22 protein-coding genes are annotated in these 25,727 nt (G+C 61.6%); 10 read left to right on the top strand and 12 right to left on the bottom strand.

Going from position 1 to position 25,727, the window contains the following annotated elements; genetic code table 11:
- From AC4DF4_RS09680 to AC4DF4_RS09670, 3 genes are all read right to left on the bottom strand, one after another.
- A partial coding sequence (locus tag AC4DF4_RS09680; RefSeq protein WP_490047921.1) for an anthranilate synthase component I family protein occupies positions 1-1,079 on the bottom strand: 1,079 nt, incomplete at its 3' end.
- Positions 1,080-1,229: 150 nt separating this feature from the next.
- Positions 1,230-2,591, bottom strand: coding sequence for a hypothetical protein (locus AC4DF4_RS09675; RefSeq protein ID WP_490047920.1), 1,362 nt, complete (start codon positions 2,589-2,591; stop codon positions 1,230-1,232).
- 87 nt (positions 2,592-2,678) lie between these two features.
- Positions 2,679-3,611 carry a hypothetical protein gene (locus AC4DF4_RS09670; RefSeq protein ID WP_490047919.1) on the bottom strand — a complete coding sequence of 311 codons (933 nt, stop codon included), beginning with the start codon at positions 3,609-3,611 and terminating at the stop codon, positions 2,679-2,681.
- A gap of 346 nt (positions 3,612-3,957) precedes the next feature.
- On the opposite strand from AC4DF4_RS09670, the gene fusA reads away from it, so the two are divergent.
- On the top strand, positions 3,958-6,054 hold the full coding sequence (gene fusA, locus AC4DF4_RS09665; protein WP_490047918.1) for an elongation factor G: 2,097 nt from the start codon (positions 3,958-3,960) through the stop codon (positions 6,052-6,054).
- 351 nt (positions 6,055-6,405) lie between these two features.
- Here fusA and AC4DF4_RS09660 read toward each other — a convergent pair whose 3' ends face one another.
- Positions 6,406-6,651 carry a hypothetical protein gene (locus tag AC4DF4_RS09660; RefSeq protein ID WP_490047917.1) on the bottom strand — a complete coding sequence of 82 codons (246 nt, stop codon included), beginning with the start codon at positions 6,649-6,651 and terminating at the stop codon, positions 6,406-6,408.
- Positions 6,652-6,889: 238 nt separating this feature from the next.
- On the opposite strand from AC4DF4_RS09660, the gene ilvC reads away from it, so the two are divergent.
- Entirely contained in the window at positions 6,890-7,936 is a 1,047-nt protein-coding gene (ilvC, locus tag AC4DF4_RS09655) for a ketol-acid reductoisomerase (protein WP_490047916.1), read from the top strand.
- Positions 7,937-8,187: 251 nt separating this feature from the next.
- On the opposite strand, the gene AC4DF4_RS09650 is transcribed toward ilvC, so the two are convergent.
- Positions 8,188-8,349, bottom strand: a complete 162-nt coding sequence (locus AC4DF4_RS09650) for a hypothetical protein (RefSeq protein ID WP_490047915.1) — start codon at positions 8,347-8,349, stop codon at positions 8,188-8,190.
- A gap of 115 nt (positions 8,350-8,464) precedes the next feature.
- On the opposite strand from AC4DF4_RS09650, the gene AC4DF4_RS09645 reads away from it, so the two are divergent.
- From AC4DF4_RS09645 to AC4DF4_RS09635, 3 genes are all read left to right on the top strand, one after another.
- A complete protein-coding gene (locus AC4DF4_RS09645; protein WP_490047914.1) occupies positions 8,465-8,848 on the top strand; it encodes a hypothetical protein in 384 nt (127 codons plus the stop codon).
- Positions 8,845-9,255, top strand: a complete 411-nt coding sequence (locus AC4DF4_RS09640) for a hypothetical protein (RefSeq protein WP_490047913.1) — start codon at positions 8,845-8,847, stop codon at positions 9,253-9,255. The genes AC4DF4_RS09645 and AC4DF4_RS09640 overlap by 4 nt, the downstream gene beginning before the upstream one ends.
- A gap of 124 nt (positions 9,256-9,379) precedes the next feature.
- Positions 9,380-10,021: a L,D-transpeptidase gene (locus tag AC4DF4_RS09635; RefSeq protein WP_490047912.1), complete on the top strand. Its 642-nt coding sequence runs from the start codon at positions 9,380-9,382 to the stop codon at positions 10,019-10,021.
- 71 nt (positions 10,022-10,092) lie between these two features.
- Here the strand turns inward: AC4DF4_RS09635 and AC4DF4_RS09630 are convergent, their stop codons facing one another.
- A complete protein-coding gene (locus tag AC4DF4_RS09630; protein ID WP_490047911.1) occupies positions 10,093-10,515 on the bottom strand; it encodes a cytochrome b562 in 423 nt (140 codons plus the stop codon).
- Between the two features lie 135 nt (positions 10,516-10,650).
- On the opposite strand from AC4DF4_RS09630, the gene AC4DF4_RS09625 reads away from it, so the two are divergent.
- A complete protein-coding gene (locus AC4DF4_RS09625) occupies positions 10,651-12,858 on the top strand; it encodes a transglycosylase domain-containing protein (RefSeq protein WP_490047910.1) in 2,208 nt (735 codons plus the stop codon).
- A 138-nt stretch (positions 12,859-12,996) separates the two neighbouring features.
- Here AC4DF4_RS09625 and AC4DF4_RS09620 read toward each other — a convergent pair whose 3' ends face one another.
- Complete coding sequence (locus tag AC4DF4_RS09620; RefSeq protein ID WP_490047909.1) at positions 12,997-13,680, bottom strand: GDSL-type esterase/lipase family protein; 684 nt, start codon at positions 13,678-13,680, stop codon at positions 12,997-12,999.
- 102 nt (positions 13,681-13,782) lie between these two features.
- Here AC4DF4_RS09620 and dprA point away from each other — a divergent pair, with 102 nt between their 5' ends.
- Positions 13,783-14,880: a DNA-processing protein DprA gene (gene dprA, locus AC4DF4_RS09615; protein ID WP_490047908.1), complete on the top strand. Its 1,098-nt coding sequence runs from the start codon at positions 13,783-13,785 to the stop codon at positions 14,878-14,880.
- Between the two features lie 4 nt (positions 14,881-14,884).
- Here dprA and AC4DF4_RS09610 read toward each other — a convergent pair whose 3' ends face one another.
- Positions 14,885-16,516, bottom strand: a complete 1,632-nt coding sequence (locus AC4DF4_RS09610; RefSeq protein ID WP_490047907.1) for a GDSL-type esterase/lipase family protein — start codon at positions 16,514-16,516, stop codon at positions 14,885-14,887.
- A gap of 125 nt (positions 16,517-16,641) precedes the next feature.
- On the opposite strand from AC4DF4_RS09610, the gene topB reads away from it, so the two are divergent.
- From topB to AC4DF4_RS09595, 3 genes are all read left to right on the top strand, one after another.
- Positions 16,642-19,176, top strand: a complete 2,535-nt coding sequence (topB, locus tag AC4DF4_RS09605) for a DNA topoisomerase III (RefSeq protein WP_490047906.1) — start codon at positions 16,642-16,644, stop codon at positions 19,174-19,176.
- A gap of 128 nt (positions 19,177-19,304) precedes the next feature.
- Positions 19,305-19,505: a type II toxin-antitoxin system HicA family toxin gene (locus AC4DF4_RS09600; RefSeq protein WP_490047905.1), complete on the top strand. Its 201-nt coding sequence runs from the start codon at positions 19,305-19,307 to the stop codon at positions 19,503-19,505.
- Positions 19,502-19,933 carry a helix-turn-helix domain-containing protein gene (locus tag AC4DF4_RS09595; RefSeq protein WP_490047904.1) on the top strand — a complete coding sequence of 144 codons (432 nt, stop codon included), beginning with the start codon at positions 19,502-19,504 and terminating at the stop codon, positions 19,931-19,933. Before AC4DF4_RS09600 ends, AC4DF4_RS09595 begins: the two co-directional genes overlap by 4 nt.
- Positions 19,934-20,176: 243 nt before the next feature.
- On the opposite strand, the gene AC4DF4_RS09590 is transcribed toward AC4DF4_RS09595, so the two are convergent.
- The 4 genes from AC4DF4_RS09590 to AC4DF4_RS09575 all read right to left on the bottom strand — a co-directional run.
- Positions 20,177-22,597 carry an NPCBM/NEW2 domain-containing protein gene (locus tag AC4DF4_RS09590; RefSeq protein ID WP_490047903.1) on the bottom strand — a complete coding sequence of 807 codons (2,421 nt, stop codon included), beginning with the start codon at positions 22,595-22,597 and terminating at the stop codon, positions 20,177-20,179.
- Positions 22,598-23,341: 744 nt separating this feature from the next.
- Positions 23,342-23,911, bottom strand: a complete 570-nt coding sequence (locus AC4DF4_RS09585) for an SIMPL domain-containing protein (protein ID WP_490047902.1) — start codon at positions 23,909-23,911, stop codon at positions 23,342-23,344.
- Positions 23,912-23,984: 73 nt separating this feature from the next.
- Entirely contained in the window at positions 23,985-25,130 is a 1,146-nt protein-coding gene (locus AC4DF4_RS09580; RefSeq protein ID WP_490047901.1) for a glycoside hydrolase family protein, read from the bottom strand.
- A gap of 140 nt (positions 25,131-25,270) precedes the next feature.
- Positions 25,271-25,727: hypothetical protein (locus AC4DF4_RS09575; protein WP_490047900.1), on the bottom strand; the 457-nt coding region annotated here is incomplete at its 5' end.

The raw sequence follows: 25,727 nt of genomic DNA, 5'->3' as shown, positions 1-25,727 counted from the left end.
TAGCCGAGCCAGCCGATGGCGCCGCAATAGACGCCGCGCGGCGCTTGTTCGAGCTCGCGGATGATTTCCATGGCGCGCTTTTTCGGCGCGCCGGTGATGCTGCCACCGGGGAAGCAGGCGGCGAGGGCGGCGAGCGCGTCGGTCTCCGGGCGGAGGGTGCCGGTGACGGTGGAGACGAGGTGATGGACCTGCGCGAGGGTTTCGAGTTGGAGCATCTCGGTGACTTCGACGCTGCCGAATTCGCAGACCTGGCCGAGGTCGTTGCGGAGGAGGTCGGTGATCATGACGAGCTCGGCGATTTCCTTGGCGGAGGTCTGGAGTTCGTAAGCGGAGCGGCGGTCCTCGTCGGGATCGGCGAAGCGCGGGCGGGTGCCTTTGATCGGGCGGGTCTCGATGCCGCGGCCGGAAATTTTGAGGAATGTCTCGGGCGATGAGCTGAGAATTTCGCGGCCGTCGAGCTTGAGGTAGGCGGCCATCGGCGCGGGCGAGGCATCGCGCAGGGCTTCGTAGAGGCCGAAGAGGTCGCCGCTGGCGGTGGCGGCGAAGGCTTGGGAGAGATTCGCCTGGTAGATATGACCGGCGGCGATCCATTCCTTGATGCGGGTGACGCCGGAGGTGAATTTGCCGCGTGAGGCGAGCGGGGTGAAAGGGGAGATTTCGGCGGAGCCGGAGTGGGCGCGGAGCCGGGTGGAGAGGTCGCCGGTTTCCCACCAGATGTCGTCGCGGTGGCTGTAAACGAGCATTTCCGGGTAGTCGCCGAAGACGAAGTCGCCCTCGTAAGCGACCCAGCCGCAGAGTCCGCCGACGGGGAAGCCGTGGTCGCCGGCGATTTCCGGGCCATCCGCGAGGGCGGCGCGGAGGATTTCCAGATCGGCGGAAACATGGATATTTCCCCGCAGTATTTGCGAGGGTTTGGCCGCGATGACTGAGACCGGCCGCGAGCCACCTGAGGCGAAATTTCCCGCGGTGTCGAAAAACACCAGGCCGTCGAGATGCCGTAGCTGGCCCGCCACATCGACGGGAGAGAGTCCATCGAGCCGGACCGGGCTCGCCACGGGTCGCATCAGGAATTCCGCCATTGCGGCTCGAAACAATGCCCGGCGCCGAGCCGTGGCAAGCCGGAAACACGCGCAAGGCCCTTCGCCTTCGCCCGGGGGGGTGGCATTTCTGCTCTATCCGTCGGATCTGCTTCGCTAGGCCTTGTGGACGGACGGCTTCAAAAAACAGGATCAAGGTTCAAGCCGCTGACGGATCGCTGGATCGGGCGATTGCTGATTGAGCCAGGCTTCGGCGGCCTTGGGATCGGTCTTCCGCCATTGACGGACAACATCCACAATCGCGTCTTGCCGTATCGAAGGATCACTGATGGCGGCGGCCATGGTAGCTCCTTCGCGCGGTTGGTGTTCGGCAATGACAATCGATGCGGTCGAGCGCAGGTGATCGGCTTCAGGTCCGGTGGGTTGGGAACTGATCCAAGCGGTGAGGGAATCACGCTCGTTGAGTGACCAGGCGCGGACCGATTGATCCAGGGCGGTGGCTTTTTCCGGTGAATCAGGCAAGGCCATCGTCCAGCTAACAGCGGCCTGCGGATCAATGCCGGTCCAGGATTCCGCCAAGGTGGGAATGGCCCGCTCGCGGGTTTCGCCGGGAGGAAAGGTGGTGACCCAGGCGGAGGCGCTGGCCGGATCGGCGGCTCCCCAGACGGCGAGGACCATGGCATTGGCTTCTGTCTGTTGGTCTGCCGGCAGGGATCGCACCCAATTGGCGGCTGCGGCCGGATCATCGGCGGACCAGCGGTTGAGGAGGGTGTCCACTATTTCGCCGCCGTTTTCCGCAGTCGCTTGTTTGGCGATCCACTCGCTGGCTCCGGTCGGGTCCTGATCGGACCACTCGACGGCGAGTTGAAGCAGGGCGGAGCTGCGTTTTTCGCCTTCCGGTTGTGATGTCGCCCATGCGGAGGAGGCTGCTGGATCGCTGTCTAGCCAGGCTTCGAGCACTTTCGAAAGAGCTGCTTGCGAGGCGGTTCCCGGTGGCAGCGAGCCCGCCCAAGCCGCAGCGGCGTCTGGCGCGAACTCCGCCCAAGCCGCTGCGATGGCGGCGGAAGATTCGGTTTTCAATGGGCCGGCGAGGTTGCCCTCGACCCATTTGGCGGCAGCAGCGGGATCCCGCGATGCCCAACCACCACAAGCCGCTGCGATGCACTCGGTTTTGAGCCGCCCGACTCCAAGCTCGCTGGCTTTCGCGAGAGAAGCCTCCGGATCTTTCATCGCCCAGGATTCCAGTAGCGCGGCCATGAACTCGGCCCGGTCGCGGGTATTTCTAAGTCCCATGCCGCGCTCCCAACCCGCCGATGGATCAGAGGCGCCCAGTTTCCTCGCCAGATCGATCAATGCGCGATGGCGGTCACCCATGTCACGGATCTTCAGGGGGTCCGCGACAATCGCCCGGGATTCTTGCCGTTTGGGTAATCCGTTGGTGATGACCGTTGGCTCCGAGGTGGGAGTGCGGCGGATGACTGAAATCCCGATTCCCCCGGCGATGAGCCCGCCGAGGAAGGCGGCCAGTGTCCAACGATGGTGGTGCTGAAACATGGAAAGCGGCAACTGCTGTCAAAGAACGAGCCGGACCGTCAACCGGTCCGGCTCATCAAAATCATGACTTGTCGGACGAGCTCAAACTCATGTGTCGTCCTTACGATCACGTTCATCACTGTCATCTTCTCCACTGCGGTCATCGGAACCTGACTTTCCGTCGCCGTCGTCGTCGGAATCATCAAGGTCGAGACTTTCATCGCCGTCGTCATCATCGTCGTCATCGGCGGATTTTCCGTCGCCGTCGATATCGTCGTCGTCAGCGTCTTTCACGCCGTCGCCGTCGATATCATCCTCGGTTTTGGCATCATCGGCTTTGCCGTCGCCGTCGATGTCGGTTTCCGCGGTCGAGTCGTCATCGAGGCCATCGCCGTCGATATCACTTTCATCGATCGAGTTGTCGACGTCGGCGTCGCCATCGATGTCGGTTTCAGAGATCGCGTCGTCCGCCTTGCCGTCGCCGTCGATGTCTTTTTCGGCAGCGGAGTTGTCGGCTTTGCCGTCGCCGTCGATGTCGCTTTCCGCAGTCGAATCGTCGTCGAGGCCATCGCCATCGACGTCGATTTCATCCGGTGAGTCATCCAAGAGTCCGTCACCGTCGATATCGATCTCATTCAGGGCGGAATCAGCTTTTCTATCGCCATCGATGTCATTTTCAGACGGGGCGTCATCGGCCTTTCCGTCGCCGTCGATGTCGAGTTCGGCATTCGAATCGTCAGCAAGTCCGTCGTCGTCGATATCGAGTTCGGCGGGATCTCCATTCGGGATACTATCTCCAATGTAGGTTCCTTTGTGAGGGCCGGAACGGGCCTTGCCGCCATCGACGTTGAGGTCGCGGGCATTGGGAATGCCGTCGTTGTCGATGTCCCGATCGGAGATATTAGGGATGCCGTCGCCATCGAGATCTCGAACAGGCACAGGCTCCGCCTTCGAAACGGATGGGACGAGGATCATACCCGTGGCGAGCGTGACAGGAATGCGTGTCAATCTGACAAGGCGGAAGAAGGAAGTGAGTTTCATAAGGATTTTGGAGTGATGGATTTTGTCTGCGAAGCGCGCTTATGCCATCTTGAGGCTGATTGTCAAGAAGCCAAAAGTTGACGAGACTGTCGGTAATTGAACTGGCCGCTGGGGTCGCTTGGCGAGACGACCGGGGGAGTTGCTGCGGGATTTGAGAACAGGTGTGGCGTGAGCGTCGCTCGCCAAGCCATCCGAGGCACGAAGGAGACCCGCGGCCGGAAAAATCGCCCGAGTCGGCGGGAATGGCGGAAAATCTCCGACTCTAGGATTGCCAAACCGCCGCGCCTGACTAGGAATCTGCCCCCGGCGCGAAACCGTGCCCGCCAACCAGAAGCCATTATCCGTTATGAAGGACCTCAGCAAATACCGCAACATCGGCATTTTCGCCCACGTTGATGCGGGCAAAACAACCACCACCGAACGCATTCTCAAACTCACCGGCAAGATCCACAAAATCGGTGAGGTCCACGACGGTGCGTCCACCATGGACTTCATGGAACAAGAAGCGGAGCGCGGCATCACCATTCAATCCGCCGCCACCACCTGCTTCTGGAAAGATCACCAATTCAACGTCATCGACACTCCGGGCCACGTGGACTTCACGATCGAGGTTTATCGTTCGCTCAAGGTTCTCGACGGCGGTGTCGGCGTGTTTTGCGGTTCCGGAGGCGTTGAGCCTCAATCGGAAACCAACTGGCGCTACGCGAACGACTCCGAAGTCGCCCGTGTCATTTACGTCAACAAGCTCGACCGGATCGGTGCGGATTTCTACCGCGTCGTCGCCCAGGTGAAGAAGATCCTCGGCGCGCACCCGCTCGTCATGGTCCTCCCGATCGGCACCGAGAGTGAATTTGTCGGCTTGGTCGACCTGCTAACCATGAAGGCCCACATCTGGGACGAGTCCGGTCAGCCCGAGAACTTTAACATCGTCGACATCCCTGCCGACATGTTGGACAAAGCGAAGGAATACCGCGCCCAGCTTATTGAAACCGCAGTCGAACAAGACGACGCGATCATGGAAGCCTACCTCGAAGGCAAGGAACCTACCATCGACGAAGTGAAGAAGTGCATCCGCAAGGGCACCATCGACCTCGCGTTCTTCCCGACCTACTGCGGTTCTTCCTTCAAAAACAAGGGCCTCCAGCTCGTCCTCGACGCTGTCGTCGATTACCTTCCTTCCCCAACCGACGTCAAACCGCTCCCTGAAGTGGACGCCGAAGGCAACGAAACCGGCAAGTTCGCCATCATCGACCCCAAGGCCCCGTTCCGCGGCCTCGCGTTCAAGATCATGGACGACAAGTTCGGCGCACTCACCTTCACCCGCATTTACTCGGGCACTATCAAGAAGGGCGACACCGTCCTCAACTCCTTCACCGGCAAGACCGAGCGCATCAGCCGCATGGTCGAGATGCACGCCGACGACCGCAAGGAAATCGACTCCGCGCAAGCGGGTGACATCGTCGCCATCGTTGGTCTCAAGAACGTCCAGACCGGACACACCCTCTGCGACGAGAAAAACCCGGCCACCCTTGAGCCGATGGTTTTCCCAGATCCCGTCATCTCCATCGCCGTCGCTCCCAAAGATAAGGCCAACGCTGAAAAGCTCGCCAACGCCATCGGCAAGATGATCCAGGAAGATCCCTCGTTCCGCGTCGAGACCGACGATGAAACGAACGAAATGATCCTCAAGGGCATGGGCGAGCTCCATCTCGACATCAAGATCGACATCCTCAAGCGCACCCACAAGGTCGAGGTCACCGTCGGCGCGCCGCAGGTCGCCTACCGTGAAACCATCACCAAGATGGTCAACGACAGCTACACCCACAAGAAGCAGTCCGGTGGTTCCGGTCAGTTCGCGAAAATCGATTACACCATCGAGCCAGGTGAAGTCGGCTCTGGGTTCATCTTCGAGTCCAAAGTCACCGGCGGCAGCATCCCGAAAGAGTTCATCCCCGCCGTTGAAAAAGGCTTCAAGACCTGCGTCAATAAAGGACCACTTGCGGGTTACCCCTGCTTGGACTTCAAAGTCGTGCTCAACGAAGGTGGTTTCCACGCAGTGGACTCCAGCAACATTGCCTTCGAAATCGCTGCCAAAGCCGCGTATCGCCAGACCATGGTCAAATGCGCCCCGCAGATCCTCGAACCCATGATGAAACTCGACGTCTTCGCCCCCGAAGAAAAAGTCGGTGACGTCATCGGCGACCTCAACCGCCGCCGTGGCATCATCCAAGGCCAAGAACCGACACCAGGCGGCATCCGCGTCAAAGCAGAAGCTCCGCTCTCCGCCATGTTCGGCTACATCGGCGACCTCCGCACCATGACCTCCGGCCGTGGCCAGTTCTCCATGGAGTTCAGCCACTACGCCCCCTGCCCGAAAAACGTCTCCGACGACGTCATCGCCAAGGCCAAGGCCAAGGAGGAAGCCCTCCGCGCAGCCAAGTAAAGGCGATCACCGGTCGCCGCGACCCGCCTCTCGAACCCCGCCGTCCCGCAAGGGCCGGCGGGTTTTTTATTGGAGCGAGGAATTCATTCCGCCCGAATTCTCGACCCGCCACGGTTTCCATGTCAGGTTGTCCTCACAAAATGATTCCAAAGAATCCATATCTTTCAGTCGTCACCATGAATGTGCGTACCGAAAACTTCCTGTCATAATGATCCTTTTGCGGATCCAGCGGCTCGTTGAATTAGAACAATGCCAGCCCAACGCCCAACTCCGGCGAGCTCTCCATGGAGTTCAGCCACTGGCCCCATGCCCGCGCAGCATCTCCGACGCCGTTCTCCCCAAATAAAGGATTCAACGATTGTCCGCATTCTTGCCGGATCGATCCACGGCAATTCGCAACTCCATCGCGTGCCGGATTTCATGAGACATCACCGCCAGCCAGACCAGCACCGCCAAAACCAGCGCCCCGGCCACGATCCAGCCGGCGGTCACCGAGGTGCCTGCAAACCACATCACCGCTAACGAAATCCCGCCAATCCAGAACAGGCAGGACGCGAGCAGGACGATCAACACTTTCGATGGCTGGATGGTGTTCATCAAGGGTTCCTGAATATCAATCAGCATCCGCTTTGGCGAACACTAAAATCAGGCGTCATCGCGTAGTGTTCGGATGAGTCATGGGAATGGTCATCCAGGGCGCGTCGCCCGCGGCGCGGAGATGCGCCATTTTCCCTTGTTGTGGCTTGACCCGGACTTTTCATCCCGCCAGTGTGCCGCCCCGCCGCAGCCCCGATGGCAGCGGCGTGCCCTAATAGAACCAACCTACCGATCAGCCATGGCCGCGAAGATCTACACCACCAAGGACGCTCCGATTGCTCCTCTCAAGAAGAAAACACTCGCCGTGATCGGCTTCGGCTCGCAAGGCCATGCCCACGCGCTCAACCTCAAGGACAGCGGCCTCAAGGTCATCATCGGCCTCTATCCGAAGTCGAAGTCCCGCGAAGTCGCCAAGAAGCTCGGCTTCGAGGTGATGGACACCGCCGAGGCCGTCAAGGCTGCCGACGTGATCTTCGTCGCCACTCCGGACACCGTGATTCCTTCGGTTTATAACAAGGACATCGCGCCGCACCTCAAGAAGGGCAAGACCCTGCTCTTCTCGCACGGTTTCGCCGTTCACTTCAAGACCATCACCTGCCCGAAGGATATCGACGTCATCCTCGTCGCGCCGAAAGGCCCTGGCCACACCGTCCGCTCGCAGTTCGTTGCCGGCAAAGGCGTTCCAGGCCTCATCGCGATCGATCAGGACGTTTCCGGCAAGGCCAAGCAAACCGCGCTCGCCTGGGCCGGTGGCATCGGCTGCGCCCGTGCCGGCGTGTTCGAAACCAACTTCCGCGAGGAAACCGTCACCGACCTCTTCGGCGAGCAAGTTGTCCTTTGCGGTGGCACCACGGCACTGGTGAAAGCCGGTTTCGAAGTGCTCGTCGAGGCTGGCTATCAGCCAGAGATGGCCTACTTCGAGTGCCTTCATGAGCTCAAGCTCATCGTTGACCTCATGAACGAGCAGGGCATCGCCGGCATGCGTTTCTCGATCTCCGAGACCGCGGAATACGGCGACGTCACCGTCGGACCGAAGATCATCGACGGCTCCGTCAAGAAGCGGATGATCGCCCAGCTCAAGAACATCGAGAACGGCAAGTTCGCCAAGGAGTGGACCGCCGAATACGCGGCCGGCAACAAGAACTTCAACGCGATCCGCAAGGCCGAGGCGCAGCACGCGATCGAGAAGGTTGGCGAAAAGCTCCGCTCCACCATGAGCTGGATCAAGTCGTCCAAGATCAAGAAGGGCGCCAGCCAGGCGAGCTTCACTTCCTCCTCGAAGTAATTCGCGACACCGATTTGAAACCGCCCGTCGCCCGCAAGGGAGGCGGGCGTTTTTTTGTGTCTGCGAGCATCGAAGCAAGGATGTTCGCGGAATGTAGCGCCGGTCTGCGACCGTCGCTAACTGGCTCCGAGGCCGTGATGCGAAGGGGAAGCCAATGAAGGGGCTTCGTGCGGCACATGGGCATCGACGCTCGCAGCGCGTCCCTACAGGGCGACGCGACTCGTCATTTCCGCTGGCGGGTCGTCGCTGGATCACTGCCACTCCGCGAGCGCCGTCTGGGCGAGTTTGCGGGCCTTGGGCTGGTTGAACCTGGCGTTGGAGGCGGTGGCGAAGTCGGCTTTGGCCTCGGCGTTGGCAGGCGCGAGCGCGAGACCATGGGCGACAAGAAGCGCGAGGCGAAGGCGGAAGGTCATGACGGTGAAGAGTCTGTAAACCGGCAACCTGCAGCTCAACCGAATGAGTTCGGCAAATCGCGGCACGGAAATGCATTCGTTTGACCCGCTCCGGCGGACTTCGCATCATCGGTCCATGAAGCGCCTCCAGCTCGCCCTGTTTCTGCTTGTCACGGGCTGCGCCTCACAGAAACCGCTGCCGCTCGTCCCCGGCGACGCGTCCGCGCCCTCACAGATCACTCCTGCGGAATCGATGGCCATCCACCCGTGGCGGCCGTTTGCTACTAACATTCTTCACGGCGAGGATAAGGCCGGCATTCTGGTGAACTCGCCGGACATCAGTCACGACCCCCGGCAGCCGCGCAGAGGGTGGTGGATTCCGGGCGAGGTCAACACCGGCATTCCTTACAAATGGGGCGGCTTCGATGATGCGGCGTCGTTTGACGCGGCCATCGCCAAGGGTCTTGCGGGCGGCGATGTCTCCTTGCCGGCAAAACGCCGCGCCGGCAAAACGCCGTGAGCGCGCAGGCCGCGGGCGTCGATTGCTCCGGCTTCGTCTCGCGCTGCCTGAAGCTGCCGACGGTGCATGACACCACGCAATTGCCCGCCGTCTGCACCGCACTGCCGAGCGCGCGGGAGCTGCGCCCCGGCGATTTGCTCAACATTCCCCGCCGCCACGTGATCCTCTGCGCCGGTTGGTCGAACCGCGAAAAAACCTGGATCTATTACTACGAAACCGGCGGCGGCCCGGACTATTGGAGACCCGGTCTCAAGCAAGCGCCAATGGACGCCCTGCTCGCTCTCGGCTATCAGCCGCTGCGCTATCGCGGCATGGCCCGCTCGGACGAGTCAGCCAAGGAGGTGCTGACGCGCGCCGCGAAATCCACCGCCGCGGTCGTGCCCAACCCGACGGTCGGCGAGCCGTAATTCAGAAAACCCAATGCCGTGCGCCGATGGCGAAATTCCAGCCCGCGGCCGCAAGCCGCGCGGGTATGGGGTTGCAATCGCGGGGGATCTGTCCTAATTCCGCTCCTCCCACGCCTCCATCCTCATGATCCCGCTCCGAATCATCGCCCGGTTTGTCACTGTCGCCGCCACGCTTTTGCTGGCGAGTTGCGCGAACCAGAAGCCGGCCGTCACCTACACCAAGGACGGCAAGCCGATTAATCCCTATCCGGCCGGCACCTATGATCATTTCAAGGCCGAGCCCACCTATCCGAAAACCTACTCGGTCTGGAAAAACGAGGAACTGCTCTCGCGCACGGATGCCGAGAACTCCTCCATCCTCATCAGCCTCGCCAAGCAGCGCGGCTTTCTCATGAACGGCGAGGAGGTGGTCCTGGACTACCCGATTTGCTCCGGCATCCCGAGCCGGCCGACTCCTCCAGGCACCTTCTACATCCTCGAAAAAGTCGTGGATAAAAAATCCAACAAGTATGGCAAAATCTACGACGCCGCCGGCGAAATGGTAAACGGCGACGCCGATTCCACGCTCGACCCGATTCCCGAAGGCGGGAAATTCGAAGGCGCCACGATGCACTACTGGATGCGCCTAACGAACGATGGCGTCGGTCACCACATCGGTCCGGTCAGACGCCGCCCCGCCTCCCACGCCTGCATCCGCGGCCCGAGCGCCACGATGCCGATCGTCTATTCCAAAGTAAAACCCGGCACCCGCGTCATCGTCGAGTGACTCCGACTGGATTCCGCTCTCACACAAAAAAGGCCCGGGCGCTTTCGCATCCGGGCCTTTTGCTTTGAAAGTCATTCCTCCTCTTCTTCCACGAACTTATCGTGGCCCGCTTTTTTCATCTCCTTGATCGCGGTGACGATCTTCGCGACCTCGTCTATTTTCCCGTTGAGGAAGGCTTCCTCAACCTCGCAAAAAGTCACGAAGAGCTTGCCGATCATCTTGCGGTATTCCAGCAGCGCCTTCACTTTTTCCGGTCCCTCCGGCATCGCCTTGAGCATTTCCGGAATTTCCAACGCGCTCTTCAGCGCCGCCTGTTGGGCCTCGCGGGCTTGGGCGGCGCCCTTCACCGGATCGGTTTCCTTGCGGAAGCCTTTGTACGCGTCGTTCATCGATTCCATTTGCTTGGCCAATGGCGAATCCTCTTTGTCCGCGGCACCTGCCGGCAGCAACATCAGACCTGCCGCACAGCTCAATAGAAACAGTTGTTTTTTCATGTGCTGCGGATACGAACGAAATCGACCGGTCTTTCCAACTCGAAATTTCACGTTTATTTTTCCCGGCTCTCCGGCATGGTGGTGCGCTTGAAATCGAAATCCAAATGGCGACGCCGGATCATCCGCGGCGTTTGCGTGGCCGTGCCAATTCTGCTCGGCTGGTTCGCGCTGCCCTTCGCCGTTCCGCTGCCTGCCGGGTTGCTGGAAAACCCGGCCGGCTCGCCGGTGCTGTTGGACCGCCATGGCGCGCCGATCCTGCACCTCACACTGCCGGATTCATCGCGCGCCACGCCGGTCGCGCTGGACGAAATTCCCGCCGATCTGATCGCCTGCACGACCGCCGCCGAGGACAAGCGGTTTTATCGGCACGGCGGCATCGATCCGCTGGCCACGCTGCGGGCGGGCCGCGATTTCCTGGCCAAGCGGCGGGTGGTTTCCGGCGCTTCCACCATCACCCAGCAGTTGTTGAAAATCTCCTCGCCGCCCGCGAAACGCGGTCCGTTCACCAAGATCTACGAAGCCCTCGCCGCCCGCCGCCTGGAAATGACCTGGTCGAAAAACCAGATCCTCACCGCCTACCTGAACCGCCTCGACTACGGCAACCTCCGCATCGGCATCGCCGAGGCCGCGCGGTTCTATTTCCAAAAACCTCTCTCCGACCTCTCGCTCGCGGAGTGCGCCCTGCTCGCCGGACTTCCCCAATCCCCGTCGCGGCTTAATCCCCTTCGCCACCCCCAACGCGCGACCGTCCGCCGCAACACCGTCCTCTCGCGTCTCGCCGTCATTGGAAATCACGACCCCGCCCGCATCGCCGCCGCCCTCGCCGAGCCGCTCACGCTCCGCCCGCTTGCCGAATCCCAGCCCGCCCCGTGGCTCGCCCGCCAAGCTGAAATTTCAAATTTCAAATCTCAAATCAAGACCACCCTCGACCTCCCGCTCCAACGCGACCTCGAAGCCATCGTCCGCGAGGAAACCGCCCGGCTCCGCGACGCGAACCTCCGCCACGCCGCCGTCGTCCTCATCCACAACCCGACCGGGGAAATCCTAGCCCTCGTTTCCTCCCCCGATTGGGCCGACCCGCGCGGCGGCCAGCTCAACGGCGCGCTCGTCCCGCGCTCGCCCGGCTCCGCGCTCAAACCCTTCACCTACCTGCTCGCCATCGAGCGCAACCACCGCATTCCCGCCTCCATCCTCGCCGACATTCCCAGCCCGTTCCGCACTCCGCAAGGCCTCGACCTGCCGGAAAATTACGACCGCAACTACCACGGCCCGGTCACCCTTCGCGCCGCGCTCGCCTGCTCGCTCAACGTCCCCGCCCTCCGCGAACTCAATTCCCTCGGCGGCCCGCAGCCACTCCAGCAGCTTCTCGAAAACCTCGGCATCACCACCCTCGGCAGCGATTCCTCCATCCACGGACTCGGTCTCACGCTCGGAAACGCCCCCGTCCGCCTGCTCGAACTCACCAACGCCTACGCCACCCTCGCCCGCCAAGGCCGCTACTTCCCGCCCGTTCTCTTCCCTTCAACGTTCAACGTCGGACGTTCGATGTTCGACCTTCGCAGCGCCTACCTCATCGCCGACATCCTCGCCGACGCCGCCGCCCGCGCCCCGTCGTTTCCGCCCGGCGGCCCGCTCGACCTTCCCTTCAAGTGTGCCGTGAAAACCGGCACCTCCTCTGATTTCCACGACAACTGGTGCCTCGGCTTCACCCCCGAATTCACCGTCGGCGTCTGGGCGGGAAATTTCGAGCAGCAGCCGATGAAAGGCCTCTCCGGGATCGCCGGTGCCGGGCCCATTTTCCACCGCGCCATGCTTCGCCTACACCGCGACACCCAGCCCACTTGGTTTGTCCGCCCCGCCGGACTGGTCGAAATCACCATCGACCCGCAGACCGGGAAACGCGTCCCCGCCGACGCCGAAAACGCCCGCCGCGATCTCGCCCCGGTCGACCAGGTTCCGCCCGCCGCCACCCCCGCCGACTACGACGCCAGCGGCCGCGCCCTGCTGGATTCCAGCTACGCCGAGTGGTTCGCCAGCCGCCACAATTTCCGTCTCAACGAGCTCGCTCTGGACGCCGCCCGCGCCCCGGTAAAACTCCGCATCATCAGCCCGGCCGACAACGCCACCTTCCTCCTCGACCCGGAAATCCCCTCCGGCTCCGACAAACTCCGCCCCGTCACCAACCTCCCCGGCACCGCCCGTTGGCAATCCGCCACCCTCCGCATCGAGCCCGCCAGCCCCGAGCCGATCATCCATCTCACCCCCGGCACCCACACCCTCACCGCGACCGATCCCGCCACCGGCGTCGTCCACAACCTCACGCTGCGGGTGAAGTCGCTTTGAACAAGACGCGGACTTACTTGGAACCGGTAATCCCGAAGGCGGAGAAACTGGTTGGAAACCCGCTGATCACGTTCTATCTGATCCGCAAAATCAGGAGGCCTGAGAGTCCGAAGATCGCGGGCCAGCGTGGCGGGAGCGTCACTTCACTTTTTCCCACTCCTCGCGGAGCACGGGATCGAGGATGACCCGCCATTTCGCGTAGCCCTCGGCATTCAAATGGAGGTTGTCCCGGCCGAAATAACCCGGGACCGGTTGGTTCTGTGAATCGGCGAGATAGCTGGTGGTGTCGAGGAACCGCAGCCAGTCCTTGCCGGCGCACCACGCTTGGAGGCGCTGGTTGAGCTCGTTCACCTGCGGAATCTGGAGCGCGCGGCGGGGGGCGATTTTCACGGAATTGAGAATCACCCGAGCCTTGGGGAAACGGTCGTGGGCCACGCCGAGGAACTTGGTGTAGTCGTCGAAGGCTTCCTGGACCGAGAGCTTTTCCGCGATGTCGTTGCTGCCGCAATAGGCGACGATGAGCTTCGGCTCATGGCGGCCGACGACGGTGTCGAAATGGACGATGAGGTCGTTGCTCACGCAGCCGCCGAAGCCGCGGTTGACGACGGGCAGGCCGGGGAAATCCTCTTTCAAATGCGGCCACAGCCGGATGCTGGAGCTGCCGGCGAAGACGATTCCACCCTTTTCCGGCTCCTGTTTCGCGAAAGCGGCGATTTCACCGGCGAAACGCGCGGGATCCGCACGCGGAGTGGGCTCGAGGGCGAAGGCAGACCCGAGACCGAACCACAGAATCAGCAGGCTGCGTAAACTCAAGGGATTCATCAGGCCATGTATAACGCGACCGAACGGCCAAATCATTCGGCGGATTTTCTCCCGGAAAGCAGCTTTGACGGAATGGCGATCTATCGACACTCTCCGGATCACATGACCTCGCAAGAAGCCCTCGTCGCCCTCAACATGCTGCCGAAAATCGGGCCCGTCCGGGTGCGGCGGCTGTTGGAAAATTTCGGCAATCCCGCATCCATCCTCGGCGCGGCCAAGGACCGGCTGATGCGGGTGGACGGCATCGGCGAGGAGACCGCGAAAATCCTCCACGCCTGGCAGGACCACGCCGATCCCGCCACCGAGCTGCGCGAAGCCGCCGAGCGCGGGATTTCCATCGTGACGCAGGATGACGAGGACTACCCCGCCCCGCTGCGCGAAGCTTACGATCCGCCGCTGCTGTTATATGTCTGGGGCAAACTGGAGCCGCGGGACAAGCACGCCATCAGCGTCGTCGGCTCGCGGCGGGCGACGCACTACGGCACGCAGGCGACCAAGAAGCTTTCCTACCAGATCGCGCAGGCCGGCTTCACCATCATTTCCGGCCTCGCCCGCGGCATCGACACCGCCGCGCACGAGGCCGCCGTCGCCGCCAACGGCCGCACCATCGCGGTGCTCGGCTCCGGCCTAGCGAAACTTTATCCTCCGGAAAACCTCGCCCTCGCCGAGAGAATCGCCTCCGGCTTCGGCGCGGTCGTGTCCGAATTTCCACTCAACACCTCGCCCGACCCGCAGACTTTCCCGATGCGTAACCGCATCGTCGCGGCGTGGGCGCGGGCCGTGCTCGTCGTCGAATGCCCGGCGTGGTCGGGTTCTTTAATTACCGCCAACCTAGCATCCGAATACGGCAAGCCGATCTTCGCGGTTCCGGGCCCGATCGACAAGCCGACGTCCGCCGGTTGCAACCAGCTCATCCGCGACGGCGCCACGCTCGTCGCCGATGCCTCGCACATTCTCGACGATCTCGGGGAACTCCCCTTCGCCCGCAAAGCCAGCACCGCCGAGCCGGCTTCGGAAATCCCCGAACTGCCTGAAGAGGAAGCCGCCGTTTTCGCGGCAGTGACCACCGACGAATCGCCGGTGGACCTCATTATCGAGCGCAGCGGCCTGCCCGCGCACGTGGTCACGGCGAACTTGATGAAACTGGAGATGCGGCGGCTGGTGCGGGCGTTTCCGGGGTTTCGTTACGCGAGGCGTTGAACGGTCACGGGTAACACCCGAGCACGAAATCCACGATCGGCGCGGGATCCGGCAGGCTGTGCGGGTGGTGATCGCAGCCGGGTTTGCGGATGACCTGGATTTTCCCGCCGAGCGCTTGATAGCGTTTCTCGACGACATCGATGTTTTCGCTAACGGGAACGGTGCTGTCGGCGTCTCCGACCACGGCGAGGATCGGAATTCCGGCCTTGGCGAGCGGGGCGAGGGTGTCCACGGGGTTTTTGTCGTAGCCAATTCCCTGCTCCTCCGTTAGGCCGTAAGCTTTGAGCAAATTCTGCCAATCCGCAGGCGAGCCTTTGCCTTTGCCTTTGCCCTTGCCGCCGGGCCAGCTTTTGAAATCACAGACCGGGGCATCGACATAAAGGCCCGCGACGTCCGCCGGCCGGTGCGCCGCCCAATTGAAGGCAAACAGGCCGCCGCGGCTGAAGCCTTCGAGCACGACTTTTTGCGAGAGCCCGAAGGATGCCGTGAGATGATCGTGGAAACTGTTCATCGCCTCGATGGCGACGGGCGCGCCGTAGAGGTTTTGCACATCGATGTAGGCGACGTGGAATCCTTTTCCGAGCAAGGCGATGTCTCCCTGCGGCTCGTGGCCGAAGAACTCGGTGCGCCAGATCCACGGATTGCCCGGGGCCGGGGTTTTCGGGCGGACGAGCAAGGCCGCGCGACCGGCGACGGTGAAGTCGCTGCGCTCAAAGCCCTTCCAGTCGGAAACTTTGCGGGCGGTGGCGTTTTGATAGTCTGCCATCAGCTTTTTCGCTTGGGCTTCGGCTTCATCCATGGGCAGCCCCGCAGGAACCCCGGGCCGGATGTGGCGGGTCTTGGTGAGCCAGGCGAGATTGAGCAGCCCGTTCCGACGGACTAGTATCCCAAGCGCATCACCTTGCGCGATTTCGGGCGGGCTGGGCAGCTTCAGGATCGGCCAAAGCTGGTTGCAGATCGATTTGGCGATGAAACCATGGCCTTCGTCTCCGGGATGGACGTTGTCCTTGGCGTAGATGAATCCGGGGTTCTGGCGTTTCGCCTCGGCGACCGCTTGCTTGAGGTCCGGGCGGATGTCGATGACCTGCCAGCCGTCGGCACGGCGGGAGATGAGCCAGTTTCGATAGCTGTCGAGCACGGCGTCGTAACGATTGGGATCGTCAGAAGGCTTGTCGGCATTGTGGAGGGGCGGGGTGATGAAAATGATCTTTCCGCCCCGTTTCTCGACTTCGTCCTTCAATTTCCCGATGCCGTCCTGATAGGCCTTGAAGCGGGAGTCTTCGAGCGGGAGGTAGATGCCGTCGTTCATGCCGTAGCAGGCGAGGACCAGCGTCGGCTTGAAGGCGTCGAGAATCCGCCCCAAACGCTCGTGGAGACAAGGACGGGGAAATTTCCCGCCGGCGTGACCCGGTTCGGACAAGCCGGAGACCGTTTCGCTGCCGAGGCCGAAGTTGACGATTTCCGCAGCGGCGAACTCCGGAGTGGCCCGCAGCGCGGACTCGACCCGCGTCGCCCAACGCCCGTCAAAGGTGATGCTGTCGCCCAGAATCGCGACCCGGGGCGAGGCGGTTTGCGCATGGAGCGAAAGGATCAAGCCCGCGAAGAGGCTGATGAGAGCACAGATTTTCCGGGTCATGAATTGGGGCCTAATAACGGAATCCGGCGGCAGGGTCTTTCGGAAATTTCACCAATCAGCTTGCCAAATCCAGCCTCACAAGCCTAGTCCCTGAATCCAGCGCCGCTAAACGGCCGGATTTCACCATGGGAAAAATACTGATCATTGCCGAAAAACCGAGCGTCATGACCGACCTCAGCCGCGTGCTCGCCAAGGAGCTCGGCAAGTTTGAAAAGTCCGGCTCCGGCCGCGACGTGTTTTTCGAAAACGAAAAAGCCGTCATCACCTCCGCCGTCGGCCACCTCGTCGAGCTGCGCATGCCGATGGGCCCCAACGGCAAGAAGCTGCCGTGGAATTTCAGCGTCCTTCCCGCCATCCCGGACAAGTTCGACCTCGACCCGATCCCCGACTCCGAGGCCCGCCTCAAGCAGGTGCTCAAACTCGCCAAGCGCAAGGACATCGACCTCATTGTCAACGCCTGCGACGCCGGCCGCGAAGGTGAGCTGATCTTCCGCTACATCATGGAAATCGGCGGCATCGACAAGCCGGTCAAGCGGCTGTGGATGCAGTCGATGACCAACGACTCGATCCTCGAAGCCTGGAAAAACCTCCGCCCCGGCGAGTCGATGAAGCCGCTCGCCGATGCCGCGAAGTGCCGCTCGGAGTCGGATTGGCTCGTCGGCCTCAACGCCACCCGCGCGCTCACCTGTTTCAATTCCCGCCACGGCGGCTTCAACATCACCGCCGCCGGTCGGGTCCAGACGCCGACACTCGCCATCCTCGCCCAGCGCGAGGCCGAGATCCAGGCGTTCAGGCCGACACCGTATTTCGAAGTCCACGCCACCTTCGGCGTGCAGGCCGGCGAGTATTTAGGTAAATGGATCGATGAAGCTTGGAAAAAGGACGAAAACGCCCCGCTCTCCAAGCCCGAGCGGATCTGGGACAAGCTGACCGCCGAGGCGATTCAAGCCCGTTGCCAAGGCAAGACCGGCAAGGTCACCGAGGAGAAAAAGGCGAACACCCAGATCGCCCCGCAGCTTTACGACCTCACCACGCTGCAACGCGAAGCGCCGTTTTCCGCCAAGGGCACGCTCCAGATCGCCCAGGCGCTTTACGAAAAGCACAAGATGATCACCTACCCGCGGACCGATTCGCGGTACCTGCCAGAAGATTACACCGGGAATGTCCGCGAGACGATGGCGGACGTCGGCAACAGCGACCTCGACGTCGCGAAATACGCCAAAGCCGTGCTCTCCGGCAGCGACGAAAAAGGCCCGCGCCTGCACAAATCGCGCCGCGTCTTCGACAGCAAGAAGGTCTCGGATCACTTTGCCATCATCCCGACCGGCAAATTCGCCAAACTCAGCGAGGCCGAGCAGAAGCTTTACGACATGATCGTCAAGCGCTTCATCGCCGTCTTCTATCCGTCCGCCGAGTTCGAGCAGACGACCCGCCTCACCCGCATCGAGCAGGATTGTTTCAAAACCGAAGGCCGCATCCTGGTGAAACCCGGCTGGCTCGAAGTTTATGGCCGCCGCCCCGGTGTCGCCGCCGGCAAAGACGAGCTCTGCCCCGTCAGCGCCGGCGAGCCCGCCCACGCCGACCCCGTCGAAGTGCTCGCCGAGGAAACCAAGCCGCCCGCCCGGATGACCGAGTCCACTCTCCTCTCCGCGATGGAAGGCGCCGGCAAACTCATCGACGACGAAGCGCTCCGCGAAGCCATGGCCGAGCGCGGCCTCGGCACGCCCGCCACCCGCGCGGCGACCATCGAAGGCCTGATCTCCCAGAAATACCTCGCCCGCGAAGGCCGCGAGCTTTTCGTCTCAGGAGCCGGCATGCGCCTCATCGACCTCGTCCGCGAAATGAACATCGAGGGCCTCTACTCGCCGAAACTCACCGGCGACTGGGAGTTCAAACTTCGCCAGATGGAGCAGGGCAATCTCCAGCGCGACGATTTCATGAAAGAGATCATCGCCTACACCGACGAGATCTGCACCAAAGCCCGCTCCGCCGCCGATCTCGCGAAAAGCGAAGTCTTCCCCGACCTCAAGGTCACCTGCCCGATGTGCGGCGCGTCCAGCCTCAAGCAAACGGAAGCCACCTACGAGTGCCGCGAGCCGGAGTGCAAATTCAAGGCGAAGAAACACATCGCCGGCCGCCTGCTCACCGAGGAGGAAGCCATCCAGCTCTTCACCACCAAACACGTCGGCCCGCTCACCGGCTTCCGCTCGAAGTTCAACAAACCCTTCGACGCCGCCCTTGAGTTAGACGCGAAATTCAAGATCAACTTCGTCTTCGAAAACGACGACCGTGACGGCCCGCCCGAGCTGACCGAAGAGCAACTCATCGGCGAGGCGAAAACCGAAGAAGGCAAATCCTACAAGGTTTACGCCACCGACAAGGCCTATCACGTCCCGGAAATCATCACCAAGAAGGACCCGCACGGCATCCGCATCGGCAAGTCCATCCTCCAGTGCGAAATCCCGCAGGACCAGATGCTCAAGCTCATTTCCACCGGTAAGACCGACGTGCTCAAAGGCTTCGTCTCCAACCGCACCAAGCGCAAGTTCGACGCCCACCTCACCTTCGACGTGAAGGACGGCAAGATCGGCTTCGACTTCCCGCCGCGCCCGGTGAAAAAGGTCGCCGCGAAGAAGACCGCCAAGACGAAGGAAGCGTGAGGCTCTTACAAGGGAATCGGACGTCTCGTCCATTCATCGCGAAGTGGCTGGAACTTCGCTCATCAGTCTCTCCGTCATTGCGGAAGATTGAAGTTGCGGCTCTACCCTAGAAGAGTATGGTTCCGCATGTGCCACGGAAAATCCGCGACCTCCTCAAGGATCTTCGGAAAGCGGGATTCACACTCGCTTCCTGCGGCAAGGGGAGTCACCGGAAATTCGAACACCCCGCAGTCAGAATTCCGGCGATTATTCCGGGACGTGACGGCGACGACGCCAAGGCTTATCTCGAACGCCATATCGCCGATAAAATCAACGAGTCCAAGTCATGAAAAAGATCTCCGCCAAAGAAGCCACCCGCCTGGCCCGCAACTATCCCCTCAGCGTGCGCTGGAGCGATGAAGATCAGGTTTTCGTCGGTTCCATTCCCGGTCTTGTGGGCGAGTGCTGCCATGCCGATACCCCGGAGGAAGTCATCCCCCAACTCAAGGATATTGCCGAAGACCTTGTGGGTTTCCTCATGGAGAAGGGACGATCATTACCCGCACCTTCGATCAATTCCAGTAATCCCGATCCCGTTGCCATCCGCAGCGCCATGGGCCTCAGCCAAACCAAGTTCGCCCAACTCATCGGCGTCAGTGTCCGCACTCTTCACAAATGGGAGCAACACATCAGTGTCCCGAGCGGAGCCGCCAAAACTCTCCTGAAAATCGCCGCCACCCATCCCAACTCCGTCCGCGAGGCGCTTCGGTCCGCGTGAAAAGGGTCGCCATGAAGAAAGCAGCGAAGACGAAAGAGGCCTGAGAAAGTAGCCCGGGACTTCAGTCCGCTCGTCATCGGAATCATCCATTACCCCTTCCCGATGCGCCGTCCCCCCCTTTTTTCCGGCATCCATCTCAAACGCAACATCTCTGCAGTCGTTAGGGTGGAGCTGCCATTGCTGCGGCTGGGGATCTTGGGTCATCCCGGCGGCGAGCAAATTTCTTCGCCTCATGCGCCACGGTCAGGGCAGATGGATCTCGGCTGACGCCCCGTTTGCCAGATCGTGCTCGGCGACGGTGCGTCCATCCTGGATGATGGTCAGGTGCTGCTTTTGGCCACGCCGCTCCACCACCACGTCGAAGTTGCGGCCAAAGGCGCGCACCGAGCGCAGCGCCATGCGCGGCCAGCCTTCCGGCAGACGCGGCGTGCAGCTGAAGCGATCAAGCCCGGTGGGACGGAGGCCGAACAGTCCCTCGGTGAAGATCCGGCAATACAGCCCGCTCTCCGATGAAAGGTGGCGCTGGTCGCCCTCGGGCCAGGCCTCGACGGGGTAGGGGACGTGATCGCCTAACAGCCGTCGGCGGGTGTAGGCTGAAAGGTAGCGCAGCCCGGTGGTGGTTTCCCCAGCCTGCAGGACGCCGCGCAGGCCGTAGAGCGTCGAACGGTCCCAGAAGGCCTGGTCTCCCGCTTGGGAGGCGAGACCGTCGGATGTCCAAAGCCGCGGCGAGAACAAGGCGGCGATGGTGCCGTCGCGCCGGTCCGTCAGCCCCATGCACAGTGGCAGGCAGATCCATGAGCGCAGCACGTCATTGCCATCGTAATACCGATAGGTGGGGAAACCCTCGACGGTGGCTCCGAAATATTTGTCGATCGCCTTGGCCATGACGTCCGCCTGCTGGTCGTAGGCATTTGCTTCCGTCTCCATTCCCAGAGCCCGGCCGAGGTCCGCTGCCGCCCGCAATCCGCCGTAATAGAGCGAGGAAGTGGAAAGGTTGGCCTTGCCCGTTGGAAGGCGGCCTTCCAGCTCATCGCTGTCGGATGCGATGACTCCTTCGGCGGTGGTCTGGCGGCGCGAGTATTCCAAGCACCAGACGATGGCGGGCCAGAGCTCCTTGGCGATGGCCTTGTCGCCGCGGGCCAGGCAGAAGCGGGCGCAGCCGTAGGCATACATCGCCGCGTCGCCGCGGTCGCCGCCGGTGCGGGCGATGCCGATCCCTTCGGAGTGGAGCGAGGGTGGAACCGGCTTGTAGTCCGGCGTCATGTGCTTCTGGAATAACCGGTAGGTGTCGAGTGAGGCCTGATTGCCGTTATGATCTCCGAGGAAGGGGAAAAACGGTCCGGCATATTCCACGTTGTCGTTGCACCAGGCCGCGGCGTAATAGGCCAGCCCGCCGGGTGCGAGCATCATGCCGCCGCGGGTGGCGTTGATCGCCTCGGCGACGCGCAGCTTGCAGAAACTGAAGGCGCGATCGAGTTCCGGTTCGGGTGTTTCCAAGCGGAGGTTGCGCTGAAGACTCACGACATAGTCACGCCGCGCGCGCTCCTCGGTGGCGATGTCGATTTTTCCCGCTGGCTCGCTGTCCAGCCGGCCGCCGAAAAGCACGGCGAAGACCATCTCCTTGCCCGGGGCCAGCACGGTGGAGGTGGGCGCGGTGCAAGTGACCTCCGTGACGTTGAGTCCATAAGGCCCCTCGATCTGATAGCGGAGCGCGATGGGGGCGACCGTCACCGTGCGCGGCACCTTGCCGGTGTTGCGCAGGGTCCAGCGGTCCACCGCCGTCGGCAAGGTCGGGCTGGGGAAGGCGCAGCGGGTGATCGCCAGGTCTCGGCCGGCCCGGCCTTGGATGGTTAGAGTGCCGTCGAGCAGCACCCGCTCCACGGTGATGGCACCGAGCGGGGAGCCGTCGATGCTGATGGCAGGTTCGGCTTCCTGTGAATCGTAGTGCTTGATGACTCCGTCAAACATGCCGTTTTTCCCTTTGCGCAAGCCGGGCCAGATCACGCTGCGCCGCATCGACAGGGCTTTTTGGGCATCCACCCGGTAGCGAACCACCTGGCCGACGCGCAGCCCGCCCTGTTCGATGAAATCCGCATGCGGCAGGCGCTTGTCCTGGGGCACCAGCCATTCGGTGGTTAGATCCTTGCCGAGAACCCAGCGCGGCGGAGTCACGGGTGCGCCGACGGTTTGTGTTTTGGTTCCTGTCACCTTGAAGGTCGCCTCCGCCCAGACCGCTTCGTCATTCTTGGTGTCGTCAAAGCCATCGGTGACCCTCAGCGCCAGCATTTTCACGCCGGAGAGGTCGAGATCGACCGCCTGCGCCGCCATGCCACCGCGCATCAGCGGGCTGGACCAAAGGACTTTGCCATCGCCCTCAATAATGAACTCGACGCTGCCGTTTTTCCTGATGGCCGGACCGTCGTCATTGATGCCGACCTGGGCGTTGAAGCGAACGCAGCCTCCCTGCAAGTCGAGGTGCAGCGTGCTCGGCGAGTGGGTGCCGAACCCATGGCTGTATTCCCGGCCGGCGATGCGCAGCGGCTTGCCTGTCGCCGAGCGGTCCACACCCGGCTTGCCGCTGCCTTGCAGCACGTGGCCCAGATCGAGGGAGGAAAGCCTGATTTCCTCCGCTGCGGAGATGTTCCCGGTCAGGGTCGAGAACAAGACCAGGGATGATAGAAAACCTGCGAAGAGGCAGCCTTTCGGGCGCCCACCCCCGGGCAAGTCAATGCAAGGATCGGAATTCGTGCCTGACGGATGGGTTTGGAGGTGCTGAAACACGGCTTTTAAATTCATACATTGATGCAATCGGAGTTCCGGGCAATTCGGGCCTGCAAGCGGTTTGATGTCGACCCGAAAATGCGGGAAGTGAAATAGGCGGAACGGATACAAGTTGCCATCAACGCTTCAAACGCAACCGTATCGGAGAGCCACTGGGAAAAACGTAAGATTGGCCCGGCTTCAGCCTTAATCATAACGCCCATGAAACGACTTTCCGATTTCGTGCGCACGACCGACGGCGCGAATATGCCAACGCCTAACCCGGATTACAAATCCTCCCCATAAAACTCCGCACGCATCGTGGATAGGCATGCCGGGCCTGCGAAAGCATGGTTCGTTTCTCGGTTCCACCCAACGGAGTAATTTGCCTCAGCGCCGCCACAGCAAGTGCCACCGAGAATCAGATTCGGCTTCACTCCGAACCATCGAGATTTGGAGGGCGCGGCTTCGTTGCCCTCAACGGCCTCGTCTCCAACCATACCTAGCGCAAGTTCGACGCCAAGGACGGCAAGATCGGCTTCGACTTCCCGCCGCGCCAGGTGAAAAAGGTGGCTGCGAAGAAGACGGCGAAGACCAAGGAGGCGTGAAAAAGCACCTGCTACCGGAAATGGCGACGCGCTGCTCGGGTCATTCGACCTCGAATTCCGCGTGCACGATCGTGATGATGTCCTTGTCGCGCGAAGACGTGTCGTTGTTGCCCTCGGTCGACGTCTCGGTCGAGTTCGCGGCGTTGATGTTGATGATTCCCATGTCCGCGTAAACCAGTTTGCCAACACGGGTGTTTCCAGCCGAGCTGAGAATGTTCTCAGCCCTGGCGCGCGCATCCTTCGCCGCCTCCGACAGCATCTCGAGTTTCAGCTCGCCGAGGTGGGTATAGTAGTAGCTTGGATCGAACGAGGTCACATTCACCCCCTGTTCGAGCAAGTTGGTGATCTCCCTTGATACCTTTTCGATCACCGCGACATTCGTCGAGCTGACGGAAACCACCTGGGTGGCCTTGAAGCCTTTTGACTCCTTGCGCTCGGAGCGCAATGGCACGTTCGTTCCCGGAAGCACCTTGTCCTCCTTGATCACGTCGAACTCCTCGGCAACCGAGGCGGACTGTGTTTGGATTTCATCCTCCTTCCAACTGCTCGCCGCGATGAAAGTGGAACCGGCAAATCCGCCCTGCCGCGGGAGAAGGGTGTGGAAACGCATCTGCCTAACGGATCAGGATCGTGGTTCATGGTGTTCCTTTCGGTTTGGAGTTGTTTGCCTGAGGGATAGGGTTTCAGTTGGCCGGGAGTGGCTTGCTGGTGATCAGCCCGATGCCGCGGCCTTTGCTGCCGACGGCGCAATAGTAAAGATAGAACGTCTCGTTCTTCGGGTTGTAAACCAACGAGATCTTGTGGGCGAACTGTTTGTCCAGGCCGCTCGGATTTCCGCCCGCCTTGTACAGCGGTTCCGGATGCGCGGTCCAATGCATGAGGTCGCGCGAAAAGGCGGCCATGATGTGGGCGCCGCCTTTGCCGACGCCGAAGTAAAACATCACCCAGTGATCGCCGTCGCGGAACACCTTGCCGTCGGCGCAGAACTTCTCGTCGTAGCCGCCCTGGCGGACCCGCACGATGGGGTTGGAGGCATAGCGTTTCCAGTCCAGCAGGTTCGTCGAGGTGGCGCCGCCCATCTGCTCGATCCAGTCCGGCATATGCTTGGCGTTGTAGAAATTGTAGAAGCGGCCCTCGTGCTCCACCAGCCACGGCTGATAGATGCAGTCCTTCTCCCACTCCCCGCAGTCCGCATCGTGAACGGAAAGGATGTACTTGTCCTTGGCCCGTTTCCAGGTCATGCCGTCGTCGCTGCTGGCAACGCCTTCGTAACCGGGATCGATCTCATAGCCGCCCTGCTTGGGGTAGCAGCCATAGAGCGTCCAGTACTTGCCATCGCGCTTCTTCAATACGCGCGGGGCCTTGATGTCATAAGATCCGTAAAGATACGCACCGATCACGCATCCGCCGAAGTCGAAATCGCCTTCCTTGCCGAACCCCATGGCCAGTTTCGGATTGGTCCACTGGACAAGGTTGGTGCTTTCGGCGACAAAGCTGTTGTAGCCCTTGCCGTTGAACCCGATAAAGCTCATGTACCATTTGTCAGGCTGACCCGGCAGTTGATAGACGCACGGAACGTCCGTGTTCTTGAAGTCCTCGTGCCCGGGGATCTTGGGATCAGCGGAAATCACATGATCGGGCTGGTAGTGCCAGCCCCGGTATGGCGCGGACCATTTGTCCAAGGTCTCCCGGTCAATGGGTTGGGCGGCCGTCGTTTCAGCGGCATGGAGCGTGGTGAGCGCCGCCAGCAGCCCGGCAAGCGCCCAATGGATAATGGTGTGATTCATTTTCATCAGTTCGATCCTCTCTTTGGTCGTTAGCTTGTTCATGGTCTGATTGCTAGGAAATTGCTTTTGGGGTGAAGGCCGTTGAAAGAGCGGGTGGCCGGACCGGAGGCGGGGAAAAAGGGGGTTGAACGCCGTCCGGCATGACCGGACGGCGTTGCAAGAGGCAACGGGGACGGAAGAACTTACTTCTCGATCTTTTCGGCGGGCTTTTCCTCACCCTTCGCGGCGGCTTTCGCTTCCTCGATCGCGGACGGATAGGCTTTGTCGATTCTGCGAGCGAGTTCGCTTTCCGGCGCGACGGCTTTGGCTTCCTCGATGGCTTTGATGGCGTCGTCGAACTTCTTCATGCTGATGAAGACCCCTATCTTCGATTGGACAACCTGCTGCTTGCTCTCGCCTTCAAAATCACCTGAGGCAGCCGACTTCTCGATGAAGGCGAGGGCGCCTGCAAAGTCCTGCTTGGTCAAAAAGCCGCCGAGCTCGGTTTGGAAATCGGCTAACTTGGCCTTGACCGCGAGCTTCTTGCCGTAGCCGGTCTCGTCTTTCGGGTCGGCTGCCTTGATTTGGTCAACCACGTCCGGGTAGCACCTCGCGACGGCGAGGTCTTGCAACTTCATGGCCGATATGGCATCGAGGGCG

It is taken from the genome of Luteolibacter sp. (assembly GCF_058122085.1).
The sequence above is the reverse complement of the archived record's forward strand: the minus strand, read 5'-3'. Positions and strand labels throughout refer to the sequence as shown.

Coding starts and splice junctions, on each gene's coding strand:
- AC4DF4_RS09675 (WP_490047920.1), bottom strand. CDS start 2,591: ATGTTTCAGCACCACCATCGTTGGACACTGGCCGCCTTCCTCGGCGGG.
- AC4DF4_RS09670 (WP_490047919.1), bottom strand. CDS start 3,611: ATGAAACTCACTTCCTTCTTCCGCCTTGTCAGATTGACACGCATTCCT.
- fusA (WP_490047918.1), top strand. CDS start 3,958: ATGAAGGACCTCAGCAAATACCGCAACATCGGCATTTTCGCCCACGTT.
- AC4DF4_RS09660 (WP_490047917.1), bottom strand. CDS start 6,651: ATGAACACCATCCAGCCATCGAAAGTGTTGATCGTCCTGCTCGCGTCC.
- ilvC (WP_490047916.1), top strand. CDS start 6,890: ATGGCCGCGAAGATCTACACCACCAAGGACGCTCCGATTGCTCCTCTC.
- AC4DF4_RS09650 (WP_490047915.1), bottom strand. CDS start 8,349: ATGACCTTCCGCCTTCGCCTCGCGCTTCTTGTCGCCCATGGTCTCGCG.
- AC4DF4_RS09645 (WP_490047914.1), top strand. CDS start 8,465: ATGAAGCGCCTCCAGCTCGCCCTGTTTCTGCTTGTCACGGGCTGCGCC.
- AC4DF4_RS09635 (WP_490047912.1), top strand. CDS start 9,380: ATGATCCCGCTCCGAATCATCGCCCGGTTTGTCACTGTCGCCGCCACG.
- AC4DF4_RS09630 (WP_490047911.1), bottom strand. CDS start 10,515: ATGAAAAAACAACTGTTTCTATTGAGCTGTGCGGCAGGTCTGATGTTG.
- AC4DF4_RS09620 (WP_490047909.1), bottom strand. CDS start 13,680: ATGAATCCCTTGAGTTTACGCAGCCTGCTGATTCTGTGGTTCGGTCTC.
- dprA (WP_490047908.1), top strand. CDS start 13,783: ATGACCTCGCAAGAAGCCCTCGTCGCCCTCAACATGCTGCCGAAAATC.
- AC4DF4_RS09610 (WP_490047907.1), bottom strand. CDS start 16,516: ATGACCCGGAAAATCTGTGCTCTCATCAGCCTCTTCGCGGGCTTGATC.
- topB (WP_490047906.1), top strand. CDS start 16,642: ATGGGAAAAATACTGATCATTGCCGAAAAACCGAGCGTCATGACCGAC.
- AC4DF4_RS09595 (WP_490047904.1), top strand. CDS start 19,502: ATGAAAAAGATCTCCGCCAAAGAAGCCACCCGCCTGGCCCGCAACTAT.
- AC4DF4_RS09585 (WP_490047902.1), bottom strand. CDS start 23,911: ATGCGTTTCCACACCCTTCTCCCGCGGCAGGGCGGATTTGCCGGTTCC.
- AC4DF4_RS09580 (WP_490047901.1), bottom strand. CDS start 25,130: ATGAACAAGCTAACGACCAAAGAGAGGATCGAACTGATGAAAATGAAT.